This window comes from Sessilibacter sp. MAH1, assembly GCF_054658315.1.
The window spans coordinates 424190-442042 of the sequence record NZ_BAAGIC010000001.1; the positions used below are offsets into that span (position 1 = coordinate 424190).

Genomic DNA, 17853 nt, shown 5'->3' on the forward strand with positions numbered 1-17853 from the left:
CGTTTAATCACTCCAAGTTAAGAGGCTGCCGTGTCTGCTTTACGTTTGTTTTCTTTTGTCGGAAAAGACAATCCCTCCGCTTTGCCAAAAATTCTTGCAGAAATGGCTAACCTTACCTCGAAGATATTGGATGTCGATCATTCGGTGACCCTCGACCAGCTGCAACTGGCCATTGTTGCTTTGCACGACGATTCGAAAAACCTAGATTCGCTGGTGAAGACCTGTCTAGGAATGAGTATCACCGTGAACACCAGTGAACTGGCTTCTGGCGACTACGAAAACTGGGTTGCCGAAGCGGGCCGTCCTAAGTTTGTCGTTACCGTTTTGGCCAGCGAAATCACCGCTCAGCAACTGAGCCAAGTGTGTGTTGTTCTGCAAGGTCATAATCTCAGCGTCGAAAACATGCAGCGTTTAAGTGGACGTATTTCGTTGCAGGAGCCTGCTGCGGACGCTTTTGAATCCCTTGAAATCCTTGCCTCTGGCGATGTTAGTGATCTAGCAACGCTGCGTTCAGATTTGTTGTCGTTGGCCAATGAACAAGCGATTGATATTGCCGTGCAAGCCGAAGATATTTATCGCCGTACCCGCAAGCTCGTGTGTTTTGATATGGACTCAACCCTAATCAAGGTTGAGGTCATTGATGAGCTCGCAAAAGCCGCCGGTGTTGGTGAACAGGTTGCCGCAATCACCGAAGCGGCAATGCGTGGCGAGCTGGATTTCAACGAAAGCTTTGCCAATCGCCTGGGTACCTTAAAGGGTCTTGATGAATCCGTTTTAGCCGAAATCGCTGCAAACTTACCCATTACCGAAGGCGCTGAAAGACTGGTTAGCACACTGAAGAAAATGGGTTACAAAACCGCGATTCTCTCGGGTGGATTCAACTATTTCGCTCGTTATCTTCAGCAAAAAATGGGTTTCGATTACGTTTATGCTAACGAGCTTGAAATTGAAGATGGCAAGGTTACCGGTCGTGTGGTGGGCGAAGTGGTTAACGGCGAGCGCAAAGAGTTTTTGTTGCGCCAGATGGCTCAACAAGAAGGAATTCTGCCTGAGCAAGTGATTGCTGTTGGCGATGGGGCTAATGATATTCCTATGTTATCGGCAGCCGGTTTGGGGGTGGCATTTAGAGCCAAACCCATTGTGCGCGAGAAAGCTAAGCAGTCGATTTCAACGCTCGGCTTAGATGCGATCCTGTATTTGATTGGTTATCGTGATTAGTCTTTGCGAAGCGAAATTTGAAGACGTAAAAAAGGGCGAATTAATCGCCCTTTTTTTATTGGTATCACGTTTATTGGCATCGCGACTTAGATTTCGTGAAGGATGGTATCAAGCACTTTACTGGCTGAGTCATTACGTTAATTAGGATCAGCGTTAAAGTCGTAGTTCATCATGGCGTGAGGTTCTTGCAGATAGTGGCCCTGAATGTAGTGCACACCGGCCTGCCAAAGCTTAGATAGCGCCGAGGCATTTTCAATAAACGGCACGATGGTAATCTTTTTCACACTGTGCAGCTCACGTACTAAGTTGGTTAGGCTTGTTGATTCAGGATTTTCTTGCAGCTCCTGGGTATAGGAGCGATCCAACTTAATATAATCGGCGTGAACATGTTTGAGCGTATTCAACGGATTTAACACACAGCCAAAGTTAGTGAGCGAAATAGGAGTGCCATTAGCAGCAACCGATTCGGTAAACAGCTTGGCTTTGGAAATGTGCGTGGTTACATCGACCTCGCGCAATTGGAAAATAATTGCGTCTGGTGGTAGCTCGGCGGCTTTGAGTGCAATTTTTAACCAAGATGAAATATTGGTATCTTCAAAAATTGCTTGGCTAAGGTTAACGACTAAACGCGTGTTGTTGCCTTTTTGACGGTGTTTTGACAATTGCTTAGCGGCCTCTAACACCACCCAACGATCAAACTTGTTCAATACATCAGGATCGGAGACTTCTTTGAAAACATCGGTATTGGCCAGTTCGTGGCCGTCTTCGTCCCTGATGCGCGCCAACACTTCGTACTGCTCTTCTTCCGAGCCGCGAAGGCCAATAATGGGTTGATACAGCAAATAAATGTTGTCGTTTTCTACAGCCTGAGAAAGCTTGGCCGCCATGGTTGCGTCGCCAACAGACGATTTCTCTTTTTCTTCATACAGTTTGTAACCGCCGTCGTTATCAATGTCTTCATTACGCAACGCTTCCATGGCCATGCGTGCTCGTTCAATACATTGGTCGCTATTTTGGCTGGTTTCGGTAATCAAACTGACACCAATCTGCAATCTCACCAGAATAGTCTTACTTTTAACCTCAAATACGTGCTCATTAACCTGCTCAACCAATTTACCGGCGCGTTCTTGCGCGGGTGTTGCTGAGCAATTTGGCAGCAAGACCGCAAAGGTTGAGTCGTTAAAGCGCGCGAAGAATTCTTTGCCATTCAACCAAGTACGTATGTTGTTGGAAATTTCGCGCATGGCCATATCGGCTTGGCGATAGCCTAAAACATTAATAATGCGTTGATTGAAGTCGGCGATGTGAATTAACAACAGTGCATGGGTTGATTGATGGTCGGCGGAGCCATCTAAGGCTTTTTCGATTTGCTGATAAAGGGCATTACGATTGTACAAGCCGGTAGTGCTGTCGCGCAGTTTGGCGGCGTTGTCCTTGGCTTTTTCCGCGGCAACTTCTTCCGCCGAAGGACCTGCAACCGCTGCTGTGCTTGCTGCCGGAGCGGTTGCGGTCATTAGACTTTTAAGCGCTTGATAGGGCGCGTGAAAATTAATGCAGGCTTCGTTTTCAAAGGTGGCCTGGCTAACTTCGATCTCAACGGGTTGAGAATTGCCTTGAAGGCCGGGCATGTTCAGAGTGATTTTTTGTGCCTGAGCTTGCTGACCTTTGAAGTTGAATTTTTTCAAAACTTCTTTGCAAAGCGTTTGGTCGGCGTCGGCAATGACATCGATAAACGGCATAGCCTCCAGGTCATCTTTATCTTCGTAACCCAGTATTTCGGCAAAAGTCTCGTTGCAGTATAAGAACATACCGTCTTGCACATAGGCGATGGCATCGCGTGAGCTATCTAAAAGTCGCATGGCGCGTTGTTCTGCTTCGCGGCGCTTGCGCTCTGCCTGGCGTTGGGATTGGCGGTGATTACGGTTTGCAACTTCACGTTCGATAATCAACAGTAAATGCTGGTCGTCGTCGAGTAAGATCACGTCCCGGCAACCCGCTCTAATTCCTTCTACTACCGGTTTTGATCCTTCTTCTTCGGTAACAGCAATGACAGGAAGATCGAGATTGAGTTTACGAATTTCTTTGATTGCATTGACCAGAGGAAGGTTGGCAGTTTGGTCGTGACCGATAAGCAGATCCCACGATTGTTCTTGCAACAACTTAGACAATGCTTCTTGGGATTCAGCGTGTTGAGCTCGAACACTGACACCTGAGTTTCTTAACATGCTGGCAAGACGCTCAACTTCAGATCGAGAATCGTTCAGTATTAACAGTTTTATGGTATCGCTTCGGCTCATATAAATCTTGTAGCGCAGTTTGAGTAAATGTAAACCCAGAGTCAGATTCGTGGGTTTAATTTTAAGTCGTGTTTTACGACGGTATTAAGCAGACCAAAAAAGAGAGTGTGCTTACATATGCGTTGACCTGCGATGGCAGAATCCTAACGGCCGTTTTGCTAAGACAACTGCTCTTTGAGTTTTGCTTTAAGCTGTATCGGTAAAGTCTTAATCCTAATAGATTTATTGATTCAAACCTAATAAATGCGTAGCAAGATTTAACAAAACTTGTCATTTTTGTGCTTATTTGACGAGGTTTGATCAACTACTGAGACAAGCTATCCTTGAGCGATCTCGAAAAGGTGTCATTGCACAATAAGTTATGACGAAAATTAAGTATAAAGGGTGGTGTTTTTACAACTTTTTCCATTTGAAAGTTTATTTTAGGCAAAAGTGTAGAGACCGTGAACTGCTTTTAAAGGAAATCTCTCATAAAACCCTACATTCGGTGTTTATTTGAGAGATTTGTTTGAAGATTCAACAGAATTTGTCGCTATTTAAGTTCTCGAAAGAAGAATTGACTAAAGGCGCCAGTGGCCATAACCATTTGACCGAGCTGTACTTTGCGCTGCTGACCACGTTTAGCCAGAGTTATTGGGTAGCGCTCACTGAATGGCAGATGCGGTATAACGAGACTTTCCGTGCCATCGGTCAGTGAGTTTCTAACCATTAACACGCGCATAAAGTCGGATTCGTTACCGTTGTCGGTGACGGTACAGGCTCCAAGAGCTTCTACTTTTTCGGCTAAGGTCTGTACACCAAACTGCACACCGCTTTTATCGCTACGTCTAACCCAGCGCACTGCACCTACGTGCCAATTTCGCTTGCCGGGCTCTCGGTACGCAATCAGTTCGCCCGCTTGTAGATTGGGCGGGATTGAATCATTACACCTGAGTTGAAAACCGTTATCGCCGGTATTGGTCATTTCCATAAGATAAAGATCGGGCGTCTCAAAGCGATTGCCCTTATCTTGATTATCGACCCAGCTGGTTGAATAGACATCGGCTTCGTCGTTCGATCCATAGATAAACGAATCAAAACTGGCGCCGTTTAATAGCAGGCTATGAATACGAGAAATGCCCAAGCAGACCTCAATATTCTTATCGCATTCTTCCCGCTGTTGCAGGCGTTGAATGCGCTGCCCCCAACAGTGGCTGAGGTGGTCTTTCAGGCTTGTGCGCAGGGTAAGGGTTCGGTTGCGCTGGGTCGAGAACTCGGCGTCATCACTTTTATTCAGTAAGTTGATCAGGTTTGAAAAATCAATGGTCAAACCGTCGTCGCTGAGGTTTTGCGGATCAAAGGTTGAGCTGTAATCCGGTTCCTGGTCTGAACAGCTCAGCACCGAAAATAACGATTTTTCACCGTCTTGGTGGACATGAATATCGATGAACTTAGACCATTCCAAAAGAATGTTGTAGACCTGATTAATTTCAACCGGGCGTAACTGGAATGGATTTGCGCAGGCCAGCGCCAAGGTGGCGCCGTAAGCGTGTGCGACTGTGCCGGAAGCCTTGTGATTTATGGGATCAACAACATTGATATCTTTAACTTGTGCGTTCATGGCTATGCGAAACAAGGCATTGGTCATGGCCCAAAGCTCTGATGGCACCGGCGTGTAGAACTGATAGTTACTTTTCATCAACGCGCACAGGCCCGTCATGGCGCGATGCAGATAGCTCGCTAGTACTGCGGGGTTGGGCTTCTTTTCAAGACTTAAATCAATGGCGCAGCGGCAATAGGCTATGACCATGTATTTTTGCAGTGCCTGAGCAATAACCACGGCTTTCTTTTGAGTCTCCGACAGATTAAGCGGAGACTGCGCCAGCGGCGTTAAAATGGTTTCGTTGCAGTTAACAATAGGTTGACGCACATATTCCAATAGCTCCGCGCGGGTTGCTGGGGTCATCTGGACTTTGGCAAACTCTGGCAAGGCTTTGTACAACAAGGCACTGGTGTTCGCAGCATTCGTGACCGGCAGCTCATCAATCCAAATTTTCACGCGAGCAGGCTTAGCGGATGCGCAAAAGCTAAACTTGGTTTCGTTTGCTTCGGGCAGCTGAAGGGCTTTAACGTAGTTGCAGGTAGTCAGTTTGGATGACGCGCGACCAAAAAGCATAAATCACTCAATAAGAATCAGTCGTAATTAGTAGTTATCACTCTCAGATGCAAAATACGTAGTGACTAACGTTGTTATAGCCAACGCTGCTTTATGGGATTGCATCTCTTGTGTGAGTTTCTTCGATCTCTATAGTTATTTTAGTCTCTAGTTGCTTGCTTTCGCTGGTTGGATTTACCAAACCGATCGACATTATTTTCTTTAATTTATCAATTAGATGTTGGATTTCACGAAATCGTTATACATAGAGCTCGAGTTAACCAAACTCCAACTAACTCAGAGTCGCCAACCGCTGAAGCACAAGGGTGTGTCGCCAATGTCAATAACGTTAAGTTATTGAAATTACAAAGAAATTGGAAACTTCCCGTCAATTTCTGTTCTCTGACTAAATCATGATGCAGTTAATCAAAGGTGCTTTAGGTTCTTCAATATTTTTAATTTAGGTAAAACCTACTTAAGTCTTACCTAAACAAAGATGCCACAATGCTTTTGATATTTCTATTACACTCACTAGCAGGGTGGCCATATTCCACAAGGCTAGAACGTGTTTGGGTTTTGCGGAATTGATTAAAATTCAGCAAATAGTGTGTTGGGCTTGTTTTAGTCTTATCAAAGTATCCAAGTTTTGGATTTTTCTTGAGCAATCTCTCTAACCAAGCGCGGTACTAGATATCCTGGTAATTTTGACTGCATCTGCTTATGCAGATTTGTAGCCAATTTCTGTGGTACGTAAAAATGAGCAGCGCCGCTCACCTGATCTAATAGGTGCAGGTAATAAGGTAATACTCCCGCCGTAAATAAGCGCTCACTTAAGTTTATTAGTGCGTCGGCAGAGTCATTGACTCCTTTTAATAGAACGCTTTGATTTAACAAGGTCACACCCTGTTGTCGCAGTTGTTGCATAGCAAAATCAAAGTGCTCATCAAGCTCCTGTGCGTGATTAACGTGAACCACTACCACAATTTTGTGTTTACTCCTGGCGAGTATATTGACGAATTCCTTGTCGATTCTTGCCGGAATTACAGCCGGTACACGTGTGTGAATCCTTACTTTATCTATGTGTTCAATTTTTTCTAAAGCGTCAAAAAAGCGCTGAAACTGACCATTACCGACACTTAACGGATCACCTCCACTTAGGATGATCTCTTTAATCGAAGTGTCACTTGCGAGATATTCGCTAATCTGTCGAAGTTTCTGCTGGTTGAGCCGATTACTTTCGTAATCAAAATGTCGGCGAAAACAGTAGCGGCAATTAGTGACGCATTGGCTGGCAAAGGTTAGTAGCACTCTGCCGTGATATTTGTGGATCAATCCCGGAGTTTGGGTTGCGGCGGTCTCTTCCAAAGGATCGGCAACATAACCGGCAACGTCTAAAAGCTCAGGACCACTGGCCAACAATTGCTTTAAAATAGGGTCGTTTGCATCGCCCGGTTTGATTTTTCGCACCAAAGGCCAAGGTGCCCGCACCGGAAATAATTTCTCGGCCTGGGCCGCTTGTTCTAAAAGTGCTGTGTCGCAGCCGAGTCCAACAGCCTCTAAGAGCTGCTGGCCGCTGGTAATTAGATGATTGAATTCACTTTGCCAGTCTTCGGTCTGCCCAGAAAGGTCGAGCTGAGGTATTATGTGCACTTTTTATAAACCAAACGCAGTTCCAGTTTTAACGGGCCGGTGATTCTACTGACTTTCGTAGCAAATTGTTTGTAAATTAATAACTTTTTGTGAAAGCAGCGTCACATTCTCGCGATACTGGCTGTGTCAGTTGATTATTAGTTCAGTCAGTTTGATTCGAGGATTTTATGGCAAGCTATTCCACCAATGAGTTTCGCGGCGGCATGAAGGTAATGCTAGACGGAGACCCATGTTCCATTCTAGAAAACGAATTTGTTAAGCCCGGTAAAGGCCAAGCATTCAACCGCGTTAAATTACGTAACTTGGCAACTGGCCGTGTTCTAGAAAAAACCTTCAAGTCTGGGGACTCATTGGATTCGGCAGACGTTGTCGATCAAGAGATGGAATACCTCTACTCCGATGGTGAGTTTTGGCATTTCATGAACCCTGCCAGCTTCGAGCAGCACGCCGCTGACCAGAAAACCGTAGGTGATTCTATTAAATGGTTAAAAGAGCAAGACCTTTGTACCGTAACCTTGTACAACGGTTCACCTCTTGCGGTTACCCCACCTAACCACGTGGAGCTAGAAATTGTTGAAACCGATCCAGGTATCAAAGGTGACACTGCCACCGGTGGTACTAAGCCAGCAACTCTAGTAACTGGTGCAGTAATCAAAGTGCCTTTATTTATGTCGATTGGTGAAATCGTGCGTGTTGATACTCGTACCGGTGAATACCTAGGTCGTGCTACTGGCGCTAAATAAGCATCCAGTGCATTCGTTCAATCAATGTTGAACGACATTTCCTTGAAAAAGCAGAATAAATCAGCTGATTTCAATGATCAAAAAAACCAAGCTTATGCTTGGTTTTTTTGTTTTTACAGATCTTATCTTTTTGAAAAATGAGTACAAAAATGTCCGATTGGCGACCAAGCGCATCCATTGCCTCTTTGCGTGAGCGTGCAGAATTTCTTGCGCAGTTACGACGGTTTTTTGCGGATAAAAACGTATTGGAAGTTGATGTACCGGTATTGTCATCGACGACCGTCAGCGATCCCAATATCGAATCGGTGCAGGTGATTTGTAACGACGGCAACGCCTATTTACAAACGTCGCCCGAATACTTTATGAAGCGATTATTAGCCGCTGGTAGCGGTGATATTTATTATCTGGGAAAAGTGTTTAGAGATAACGAACGTGGACGCAAACACAGCCCAGAATTCACCATGCTGGAGTGGTATCGAGAAGGATTTACCGATCAGGATTTAATGGATGAAGTGAGCGAACTGATTCTTTCGCAGGTAAAAAATGTGCCGCTGCGTAAAGTTAGTTATCGAGATGTATTTTTAGAAACGTTCGCAATTAATCCGCACACCGCAACGGCAAAACAAATAGAACACCTCGCCCGACAACATATCGATTGTTCTTTCGAAAGCGATCATAAAGACCTATGGCTGGACGTATTATTTACGCACCTAATTGAGCCTAACTTGCGCCATTGGGTATTTATTTACGACTACCCAGAATCGCAAGGTGCCTTAGCAAAAAAAGCCTACAACGAACATGGCGAGAAGGTCGCAAAACGGTTTGAACTCTATTGCGATGGCATTGAAATCGGTAACGGTTACTGGGAATTAACCGACGCTAAAGAACAGCGTGAACGCTTTGAAGCCGATTTAATTCAGCGCCAAAATATTGGTGCTCGCAGCTTAAATTACGACGAACGTATTCTCGCCGCCATTGAGCATGGCTTACCCGAATGTTCGGGCATTGCCATGGGTGTTGATCGCATGTTGATGTTAAAACTGGGCGTTAGCAATATTGCTGAGGTTTTGCCGTTTAAACTTGATGGTGCCTAATTTTAATCTTGAGCTTCCGGCAATTTTAGGCTCATAAATACCGCCAGAATTGCCGAAGCGGCAAATAAACCCAATACCAAACTTATCGATAATTGCGCGATGGCCGCGCTAATTAATCCCCAAACCAGCAGTAAAACTCCGATTGCGGTATTGCTAACGGCAACGTAATCGGTTCGGCGGTTGCCACCGGCGAGATCAATAACATAGGTTTTGCGACCCAAACGCACGCCTTCGTGAGTGATGGCTAATAAAAAGTACAAAACTAACATGATGTAAAAACTGGGAGATTCGGCCATTAGAGAAACCACACAAGCACCAGTGCAAAATAACGCCGTAAGCCCGGCGGTGGTGAGCATGACTTTTCGGCTGGAGCGATCGGCAAACTTACCCCAAACCACGGCGCTTAATAAGCTCGCCAAACCGCCCACCAAAATAAATAAACCCAAAGCCGATTGATTGGCTTCGGCCATGCTGCTGTGTGCCAAGGTAATAAAAAACGGTGCACTTAAACCCGAGCTCATCATTAATGCGCGCGTAATAACAAAGCGCCTGAAATTTTTGTCGGTTTTTAATAAGCTCGCGCTTTTCATTGCCGAACTAAAGGCATTAGCGCCGCCATCGGTTTCGCCTTCTTGCTCGTCGATTGTGCCGTAAAAAACACCGGCAAGAAAATAAAGAACGGCAGCTATAAATAATAAAATCGCGTAGTTATTTAATTGCTGCGTCCAGTTTAAATAGAGCACAATACCCAAAATAAGCGTAACAAATCCGGCACTGCTAGAACTGTAACCAGACACCAATCCGCGACGGGTTTTGGGAATGGTTTTACCTAGAACATCTTTAGACGCTACCGAGCAGATGCCGCGCGCGAGGCTAATAACAACCAGTAAACTGACGATGGCAAGACCGGCACTAAATCCGTCCAGAGAAAACGCCACCCAAGCCAAACACAAGGCGCCAATCCCTTGCGCAGCGGCACCGAAAGCGAAAAACCATTTTCGTTTTGCAAATTTGCGAATATAGCCTGCAAATATTAATTGAGGTAATAAAGAGCCCGATTCACGAATGGGAACCAGCAAACCACTGAAAAACGCAGGCACTCCAGCACTCGCCATAAGCCAAGGTAAGATAAGCTTAGCGCTAGAGAGCGTATCGGCGATAGAATTAACAAACTGAGCGATCAATATTTTGAAAAAATTACCCGGAACCACCCTACAGGCCGACTCGGGAATATCTTTGCAAACTCTCGCGTCTTCTTCATCGGCCAGGCGTTGATACAAACTTTCTAGAGATTTTGTGTTTGATGGTTTCATGTAAATATTTTCATCTGATTAAGGTACTAATTAGCGTAACTTTAAGAACTTCCGATTAAAACATGGATGAGATCATCAGAGCTTCTTTAAAAAGAGCTTCTTTAAAAATAGTATTGCCGGTTGATACTAGCTAATTAAAGCGGTTTAACCCCAGACAACAAAAACATAAAAAAGAGACGTATTCAATGTTGATAAATTATAACCTGAAAAAGACAAAACTTTTGCTTATCACTTTTATAATAACCATTTCTGTATTTTTACAAGGGTGTGTGAGTTGGTTGGTGCCCAAAGTTGAACAAAATGTCGCGCAGCTCAAGCCTGGAGCCTACGAGCTAGACCCAGACCACGCCACACTACTGTTTAAAGTTAAGCATTTGGGCTTATCGGATTTTGTTGGCAGCTTTGATAGGTTTTCTGTTGCTCTGGATTTTGATCCTAATAATATTGAGTCTACACAACTGCACGCATTAATTGATATGACATCACTTGATGTCAACAACACCAATTTTGAAGAACAACTTGCCGGTAAGGGTTGGTTAAATTCGAACGAATACCCACAAGCGGAATTTACCAGTAAAAGTATCCAGAAAATTACTAGCTCCGAAGCATCCAGCCAAAAATATCAATTTAACGGCCAATTAAATTGGCGAGGTTACACCAATCCGGTTCAATTCATCGTTACCTTCAATGGCGGTGCAAATAATTGGCTCACCGGAAAATACACAATCGGCGTAAGTGCCGTTGGTCAGTTTAATCGCTCCGATTTTGGTATGGATAAATACAAAGATTTTGTAAGTGACCAAGTGAATATAGAAGTTTATGCGGAATTTCAAAAAGGTTAGGTTTAATGTTATTTGTTGGTCGTATAAAAATTGTTCTGAGGTCGTGTAATTAGGGACAATTTGTAATGATGGCTTTAGTCTCTGAGAAAAATTGAAGAGTATTTAGTCCGAGATAATTGTTGAGTAGGCTGCACCAATACCATGGTAATTAATGGAGTTATGGTTACAGAGTAACATTGGTGATTAAATACACGTCAATTATATTCGATATTAACTGGATGCTTTTGGGGTATGTTATGAAGTTTTGAATTTGATGTTTTTAAAAATGTTTTAGGGAAAAGCGGGGCATTTTTTTGATTTTAACAGGTATTTTATTTTAATAATATTTTAGAAGAAGATTTGACTAATGAAACTAGATGTAAATAATTTATTCATTAAATGGGATTTCGAGAAAAAGTTCCTAATGAAGACTCGGATTGGCAAATTGAACTCGACATTACTTGCTGTTTTTTTAGCTTCAGGAGGAAATACATCTTTAGCCTCTGAAATCTATGAACCTGAAGGTAAAGAGCAATTTGTAATATATAGTGATAGAGAGTTTACAAAGGAATATGGTTTTGACGGATTTTGTACCAAAGCATCTATTAAGAAATGTTCTAAAAAATTACCCTATGAACAGTATTCAGAAGCTAAAGGCTATTTTTCGTCGCAAAGTCCAACCACCACAGATAAATTCGGGAATAAATTTCATTTGGTTGTATTAGAAAACGGCCAAAACTACTATTTTCTAGAGAGCGCAAGTAAAAGAGATAAATACTCCTTATCAAGTATTATCCCCATGGAACGTTACGTTGATATAAAAGCATTTAAACCTGAGCCACTTGTTAAAGGCTCTAAAATAATGCTGATAGCTGTGGAGATTCAATCAGGGTATGAAGTCTATGTCCTCAGCGATGGTAATAGGTTAGTGCAAGAGCATTTGAATAAGATTAGACATACGTATGAATTGTTTGGTGAGAACACTGAGTTGGCAGATCTTCTTGTTAAAACAAGTATACGAGAAAGAAAATCCGGCACATATAGCATAGAAGCAGATGAATCATTGTTTTTTAAGACCAGCGAAGATGGAATTTCAGCTGAAAAGTACAGGCCTTCTTATGGGGGTATTGATCTCTCTTTGAGTGTGTTAGGTAAGAACTATGTACCAAGATTAAAAGTGGGGTATGGTGGGGACAATGATTTACTGGTTAAATCTTTTGAAATTATAGCTGGGGATCAATCTTGGCATTCACCTGACCTTCTATTTTTAAGGAGTAAACCCAAGCGTGGTCTAATCTGGGACGAAACATTGATAAACTATCAAGATTATTATCTTAAAATCAATCCACTGATTACGCAATTTGATAAAGTGATCATACGATTTCATGGCGAAGATGGGTACAAAGATTATGATGTACCTCAAGTTCAATTAGAAGCTTATAAACATATGCTTAGTATTTTGGATGAGTTGCCTCCATCGGTGAATATAAAAGACGCTTTGTTAGAAAAACTAAAAAAATAAGCATTATATAATGCCGTTACTTTATTTAAAGGTCTGAAGTAGCTAAGAACTAGTATTTTGTAGTTTTATACCAGCATTTTAGCTGTTTTAGTAGCGTTTGGTGATCTCCTCCATTGAGGCGCCATTCGCTCTCTTTAAGAAATCAATAAAAATCATCTTGTTTAATTCCATTAAACTTTCGTAAACGGCGTCTAGCCTGATTCCAAAAAATTCTCGATTTCATTAATGTGATTTGTATTATCAGCAAATAATTTCGAATGATTAATCCGCTGATGATGAAAATCACTCACATCCAAAGCGTTGTAAGATTTAAATGTATCGGTGTAGATAAAGCTATCAGGTGCAACTTTCTCATTGATAATAGGCAACAGTGTTTCAGTTTTGGCATTGGGGATAATAACGGAAAAAACCTTTCGCCCTATTTTTAATAGGCTAAAAACTGTTATTTTACCTTTTACGCCTCGACCTCTATTGCCTTTACGTACTCCTCCAAAATGGCTTCCATCGATTTCGACTTTACCGGATAAATCGTATCTCGGCAATTTATTGGCTATCAGCTGTCTCAATCGCATAAAAACGCGAATGGCTGTATTGGGTTGTATTCCAAGTATTTCAGCCGCCGACCCACGACAAAATATTCAATAAGTCTACTTTATTGCCTAGGTGTTAACCGGATTTTTCTTATGTACATGAGCTAAGAGTAGCCTTTATGGCTACTCTTAGCTACTTCAGCCCCTTATTTTGAAAGTACTGTTGTTGCCAGATGCGTCGCTAATATTGACTGCTGAGTAACATGTTGGTGATATGTTCTGATAAAAATCAAATTCTTTTCAATTATCTTTAAGACGCTTCATTTTTGGTACAAAGCTTTCTGAGGGCTCTTGATTATTAACATTAGCCCTTAGGAGCAGGTTGTGAGCGAAGTGTGTGAAGAGAAGTATTTTCTGAGTTATTCCGGTGTTCGACTGCCATTAAAGTTGGTTTCACCCATTGAAAGTGAAAGTATCGAGAATCGAAATACCTATTTTGTGGCAAGCTTTAATGATTCCGGTCTTTTGCTGCAGGTGGTTAAAAAGGTTTACGGTGAGGTTGAGTTACGGCACGAATATTCCTACGACGATCAAGGTCAGTTATTAGAGGCGAAAATTACCAACCTTGATGGTGAGGTTCAGGTAGTGAAGCCTCGCGTTTAATGTAGGTTGTTTTATGTTAAAAACTTTACTGGATTGGTCGGCATACAAAGACGCGGGAATGGGCGATGTCTACGCGGATATTCCTAAAAACGGCGGCGATTATGCTAAGGCTGTTGCAGTATGTATTAATAGCCGACAATGTGAGGAACACGACAAACAGGTAATGTGCCCGAGCTTTCGCGTTACCGGCGATAAACATTTATCAACTGGTGGGCGGGTACAGCTTTTAAAGCATGCGTTGAATAATTTAGATGAAAATAACGCTCAATTTTTAGAGACTGACTTACAAGACGCTATAGAGCTTTGTGTAAGTTGTAAAGGCTGCAAGCGCGAATGTGAAAATAACGTTGATATGGCGTTAATTAAATCCGAATTTTTGGCACAAAGAAATCAACTTAAAAAAATGTCTTTTCGCTCTAAAGTATTCGCGAAAATTCCTGATTTGATAAATTCTTCTCGCTGGTTAAATTCGGCCGTTCGGCTTCGTAATTCATCGAAATTAATTGCTCTCTGGGCTGAGAAGCTAGTGGGTATTTCTCACAAAATAAATTTACCCGAACCAGTTTCAAGCAGTGATTCACCTTTAGAAATTTTATTGTCCAGTTATTCAATAAAAACTGTCGAGCCAGTTGTGGCTGAAGTCTGTTTATTTGTTGATACCTTTTGCAAAAACTTTGAACCTAATATTGTTTTAGACGCTGTAATTGTTTTATCGCAGGCGGGCTATAAAGTCAGTTTGGTCAATGCTGCAAAACAGGAGAATTTATGTTGCGGTAGAACTTACCTAGCGCAAGGCATGATTAAAGAGGCTCAAACAAAGGCTCTTGCATTGGTTGCTACTTTGTACGAAAAAGTGAATGCGGGTATCTCTGTTATTGGGTTAGAAGCATCTTGCGTATTAGGTTTACGTGATGATGCCTTGGCGTTATTTTCTGATGCTGATATTAAAAAAAAATAAAAACCGTAGCCGAAAAAACCTTTTTATTAGAAGAATTTATTGCTCGCGAAATTAAAGCCAAACGCTTTCGTTTGCAAGGTAATAATTTGGCTGGTGACTATTTTGTTCACGGGCATTGTCACCAAAAAGCTACTGGCGCCATGAAGTCTGTGCGCCGGGTGTTAAAGCTTTTAGATCAGCAGACATTTACGAATATTGATTCCAGTTGCTGCGGCATGGCCGGGACTTTGGGCTTGGAAACTGAACATCAAGAACTGAGCGAAAAAATGGCGCGGCAAAGATTAATTCCCGCCTTAGATACAAATCCAGATCAATGGGTGGTTGCTAATGGATTTTCATGTCGGCAACAAATCAAAAATTATTCACGCAATAAACCCGTGCATTTGGCCGAAGTATTACGGCGGCATTTGTGTTCGTGAATATTTTTAGGATTAAAGATGTTTTAGTTGATGCTAATTTTTAAATAGCACATTAACGTTACAGAGGTGTTTGTAAACAGCTGAAACAGGTTGGAAGTAGGTTTTAAAAAACCTACTTTTTAAACGACTTTGATAAATGGTGGATCAATTATACACAATGTAAAAGCTAAATTTCAGCAAATTGATTGATATAAATTCGAAAAATTCTCCTTTTGGAGAGATGCTTAACACTTTAGTTTCTGATTTATTTTCCCAATTATTTGGATTGGTATATCTTGGGTGTGATTTAAGTCTATTTTTATAACGCTCATCGCTATAAAGCCGATTAGAGTCAAAATTTGGTATTCACCTTATATAAAACCAACGCTATTCTATCGCCAGTAAAAATGTAAGAGGAACATTTATGAGTAGTGGCGTACTTTTCACTATTGATGAAAAATATAAAATTAAATTTGAAAAAATAGATGATTTTGACCAAGCTTTATTGGCCGAAAATCAGTACTTTATGAGTGAACAAGAAATCAGTGATAACCCAGATGGGTATCTTACTGATGGTGAGCATATTGTTATCGCGAAAATGAGACGAAAGCGGGTTCTAGCAGACCTTGCAAAAATAGGTTTTACACCAGGTTGTCCTAAACCCCAACATGCTTTTTCCATCGTTAATGGTCAGCCAAACGTGAGAAATACACCGGTAATCCCCTCGCTAATGAGGATTAGTATGAGTCATTAAATGGTTAAGAAATTAGCCAAGCCCTTGGAAGATTTCGATAGAAGGACCAATCCAGAAATTGTACGCCAAGCTGAAGAAAATGCTCGACGTAAAATTGAGATTGAAACAGCGAAAAAAGCAGAATTTGAACAAAAAAGCCGTAAATAATTGTTTTTAATGATTTGTTATTCAGGCTGAGCCGAGTAACTGTGTGATGTTTTCTTGTTAAGTCGTTTAACAGATAAATAAAGATATAACAATTAGAATAATTTTCGTCCAACTTCTCCTCTGTCTGTTAACTCTTTCTCCTTTTCTGATCCGTTCCTTATATCTCTGTCTTGAAAAGATCATTCAATTTGGAGTTCAATTACTCCTATCGATTTTTTTGAAAATCTTACTGGGAGATAATTTCTTGATAAGGATAAATCTAGATCTATTAGATTGTAGTGATGGCATATTTTTTTATAAAAAATCTCTTTATGACGGTATAGCGTTTAAACTACTACAATTTAGCAAATGTTATCACCGAAATAGCCCATGAACGAAAAGTATGCCCTTGCGTTACCATTCCAGAGCTATACCGGCGCGAGGATGTTATTCATGATATTTCTGTGGTGGATAAAGTCAGCCCTAAAGATGGGATTAGCCTGAAGATGATAGGTCAATGGGTTTTCAAATATCATATTATAGGAAACTCTGATTAACTTAGAATTTCTTGCGACATAAGAAGGTGTCGCCAATTTCCAGAACGGTAAGTGATTGAAATTGTGAAGAAATTGGAAATCACTTTGTCAATTTCCGCCGTCTGATTAAATCGAAGATGAGTTAATCAGAGGTTCCTATAATCGTTTAAAAGCTCAAGCAGTCTGTTGAGAAAAAACCGCCAATGTACAATTTTTACTATGAGCAAATATGAATGACTTATGTAATTTATAATAAATGTAATGCCGCCGCTTATACTATGTGGGAAAATGAAGTTGATTACAGTTTTTGGATGGGATATGGAGAACCAGAAAAAGCAATCGAGGAGCAGCCCGAATACATTTATATTCCTGCGATGGGTGAATGGCCAAAACGTTGGGCCAAAGTTCTACCAAAATTAAATCGCGTAAAATTGTTATGGGCGAAGGGTAGGGCCAATCAAAATTTATTTGATGCTATTTGTACGTTAACTACGTTAGAACGATTAGCTATCGATGTTGTTTCGGCGCACAATGTTGAAAATTTAAAGTGCTTGACTAACTTAACTCATTTGAGTTTAGGGCATGGTTCAAAAATAGAAAGCCTTGAGTCGATCAGTTATTTAAAAAAGTTGAGAGGGTTAACTATTTGCAATTTTCCTAAAATTAATAATGTCGAATTTATTGAAGCTCTAAGTGGAAATCTTAAATACTTGTCATTGATTGGTGGTGATTACAAAAAGCAGGTATTTGATGAATTAAAACCATTGTTAACGTTGCACTCGTTGGAGGAGTTGCATTTTGGTAATGTCAAAAGTTTGGAAAAATTAGACATTACGTCTAGAGATTTACCAAATCTCAAGCTCGTTAATATCGGTAGGGCTCAAGTGTTTACCGAGTCTACTAAGCAATATTTAAGTTCAAGTGATGTTCAGTTCGTTAAAAGTTAAGTTAAAGCAGCTAGGTGTTCGTAAAATTAATTTATCTAGAAATATCTGCTGTGTAATTAATTTTGATTAATTCGCGGTTTCAGATAATAAGTGCAATTGGTAGTTGAGAGGCCAGCTGGTAGAGTCAGCACCTCTCCCGACCAAGAGAA

Annotated in this window: 15 protein-coding genes and 1 pseudogene; 11 read left to right on the forward strand and 5 right to left on the reverse strand. The window is 41.5% G+C overall.

Going from position 1 to position 17853, the window contains the following annotated elements:
* Positions 1 to 30: 30 nt before the first annotated feature.
* Entirely contained in the window at positions 31 to 1218 is a 1188-nt protein-coding gene (serB, locus tag ACYQ28_RS01760) for a phosphoserine phosphatase SerB (RefSeq protein WP_460052620.1), read from the forward strand.
* 137 nt (positions 1219 to 1355) lie between these two features.
* Here serB and ACYQ28_RS01765 read toward each other — a convergent pair whose 3' ends face one another.
* The 3 genes from ACYQ28_RS01765 to epmB all read right to left on the reverse strand — a co-directional run bounded on the left by ACYQ28_RS01765 (position 1356) and on the right by epmB (position 7299).
* Complete coding sequence (locus ACYQ28_RS01765; RefSeq protein ID WP_460052622.1) at positions 1356 to 3515, reverse strand: EAL domain-containing protein; 2160 nt, start codon at positions 3513 to 3515, stop codon at positions 1356 to 1358.
* 532 nt (positions 3516 to 4047) lie between these two features.
* Entirely contained in the window at positions 4048 to 5670 is a 1623-nt protein-coding gene (locus ACYQ28_RS01770) for a hypothetical protein (protein WP_460052625.1), read from the reverse strand.
* 609 nt (positions 5671 to 6279) lie between these two features.
* Positions 6280 to 7299 (reverse strand): EF-P beta-lysylation protein EpmB, encoded by a 1020-nt coding sequence (gene epmB, locus ACYQ28_RS01775; protein ID WP_460052627.1) that lies wholly within the window; start codon positions 7297 to 7299, stop codon positions 6280 to 6282.
* A 167-nt stretch (positions 7300 to 7466) separates the two neighbouring features.
* Here epmB and efp point away from each other — a divergent pair, with 167 nt between their 5' ends.
* Together efp and epmA are read left to right on the forward strand one after the other, a co-directional pair.
* The gene (efp, locus tag ACYQ28_RS01780) at positions 7467 to 8042 is read left to right on the forward strand and encodes an elongation factor P (protein WP_460052630.1); all 576 of its coding nucleotides are present in this window, start codon (positions 7467 to 7469) and stop codon (positions 8040 to 8042) included.
* A 149-nt stretch (positions 8043 to 8191) separates the two neighbouring features.
* Positions 8192 to 9136: an EF-P lysine aminoacylase EpmA gene (epmA, locus tag ACYQ28_RS01785; protein ID WP_460052633.1), complete on the forward strand. Its 945-nt coding sequence runs from the start codon at positions 8192 to 8194 to the stop codon at positions 9134 to 9136.
* 2 nt (positions 9137 to 9138) lie between these two features.
* Here epmA and ACYQ28_RS01790 read toward each other — a convergent pair whose 3' ends face one another.
* Complete coding sequence (locus ACYQ28_RS01790; RefSeq protein ID WP_460052635.1) at positions 9139 to 10449, reverse strand: MFS transporter; 1311 nt, start codon at positions 10447 to 10449, stop codon at positions 9139 to 9141.
* A 281-nt stretch (positions 10450 to 10730) separates the two neighbouring features.
* Between ACYQ28_RS01790 and ACYQ28_RS01795 the strand changes: the two genes are divergently transcribed.
* Positions 10731 to 11291 carry a YceI family protein gene (locus ACYQ28_RS01795; RefSeq protein ID WP_460052638.1) on the forward strand — a complete coding sequence of 187 codons (561 nt, stop codon included), beginning with the start codon at positions 10731 to 10733 and terminating at the stop codon, positions 11289 to 11291.
* Between the two features lie 346 nt (positions 11292 to 11637).
* Complete coding sequence (locus ACYQ28_RS01800; protein ID WP_460052640.1) at positions 11638 to 12792, forward strand: hypothetical protein; 1155 nt, start codon at positions 11638 to 11640, stop codon at positions 12790 to 12792.
* A gap of 49 nt (positions 12793 to 12841) precedes the next feature.
* Here the strand turns inward: ACYQ28_RS01800 and ACYQ28_RS01805 are convergent.
* Positions 12842 to 13435: pseudogene (locus ACYQ28_RS01805) on the reverse strand (IS1595 family transposase).
* Between the two features lie 271 nt (positions 13436 to 13706).
* On the opposite strand from ACYQ28_RS01805, the gene ACYQ28_RS01810 reads away from it, so the two are divergent.
* The 6 genes from ACYQ28_RS01810 to ACYQ28_RS01835 all read left to right on the forward strand — a co-directional run bounded on the left by ACYQ28_RS01810 (position 13707) and on the right by ACYQ28_RS01835 (position 17704).
* Positions 13707 to 13985 (forward strand): DUF6156 family protein, encoded by a 279-nt coding sequence (locus ACYQ28_RS01810; RefSeq protein WP_460052642.1) that lies wholly within the window; start codon positions 13707 to 13709, stop codon positions 13983 to 13985.
* A 13-nt stretch (positions 13986 to 13998) separates the two neighbouring features.
* Positions 13999 to 14943 carry a (Fe-S)-binding protein gene (locus ACYQ28_RS01815; protein ID WP_460052645.1) on the forward strand — a complete coding sequence of 315 codons (945 nt, stop codon included), beginning with the start codon at positions 13999 to 14001 and terminating at the stop codon, positions 14941 to 14943.
* 86 nt (positions 14944 to 15029) lie between these two features.
* Positions 15030 to 15362: a heterodisulfide reductase-related iron-sulfur binding cluster gene (locus ACYQ28_RS01820; RefSeq protein ID WP_460052648.1), complete on the forward strand. Its 333-nt coding sequence runs from the start codon at positions 15030 to 15032 to the stop codon at positions 15360 to 15362.
* 403 nt (positions 15363 to 15765) lie between these two features.
* The gene (locus tag ACYQ28_RS01825) at positions 15766 to 16095 is read left to right on the forward strand and encodes a hypothetical protein (RefSeq protein WP_460052651.1); all 330 of its coding nucleotides are present in this window, start codon (positions 15766 to 15768) and stop codon (positions 16093 to 16095) included.
* Complete coding sequence (locus ACYQ28_RS01830; protein ID WP_460052652.1) at positions 16096 to 16242, forward strand: hypothetical protein; 147 nt, start codon at positions 16096 to 16098, stop codon at positions 16240 to 16242.
* A gap of 748 nt (positions 16243 to 16990) precedes the next feature.
* On the forward strand, positions 16991 to 17704 hold the full coding sequence (locus tag ACYQ28_RS01835) for a leucine-rich repeat domain-containing protein (RefSeq protein WP_460052655.1): 714 nt from the start codon (positions 16991 to 16993) through the stop codon (positions 17702 to 17704).
* The last annotated feature ends 149 nt before the right edge of the window (positions 17705 to 17853 follow it).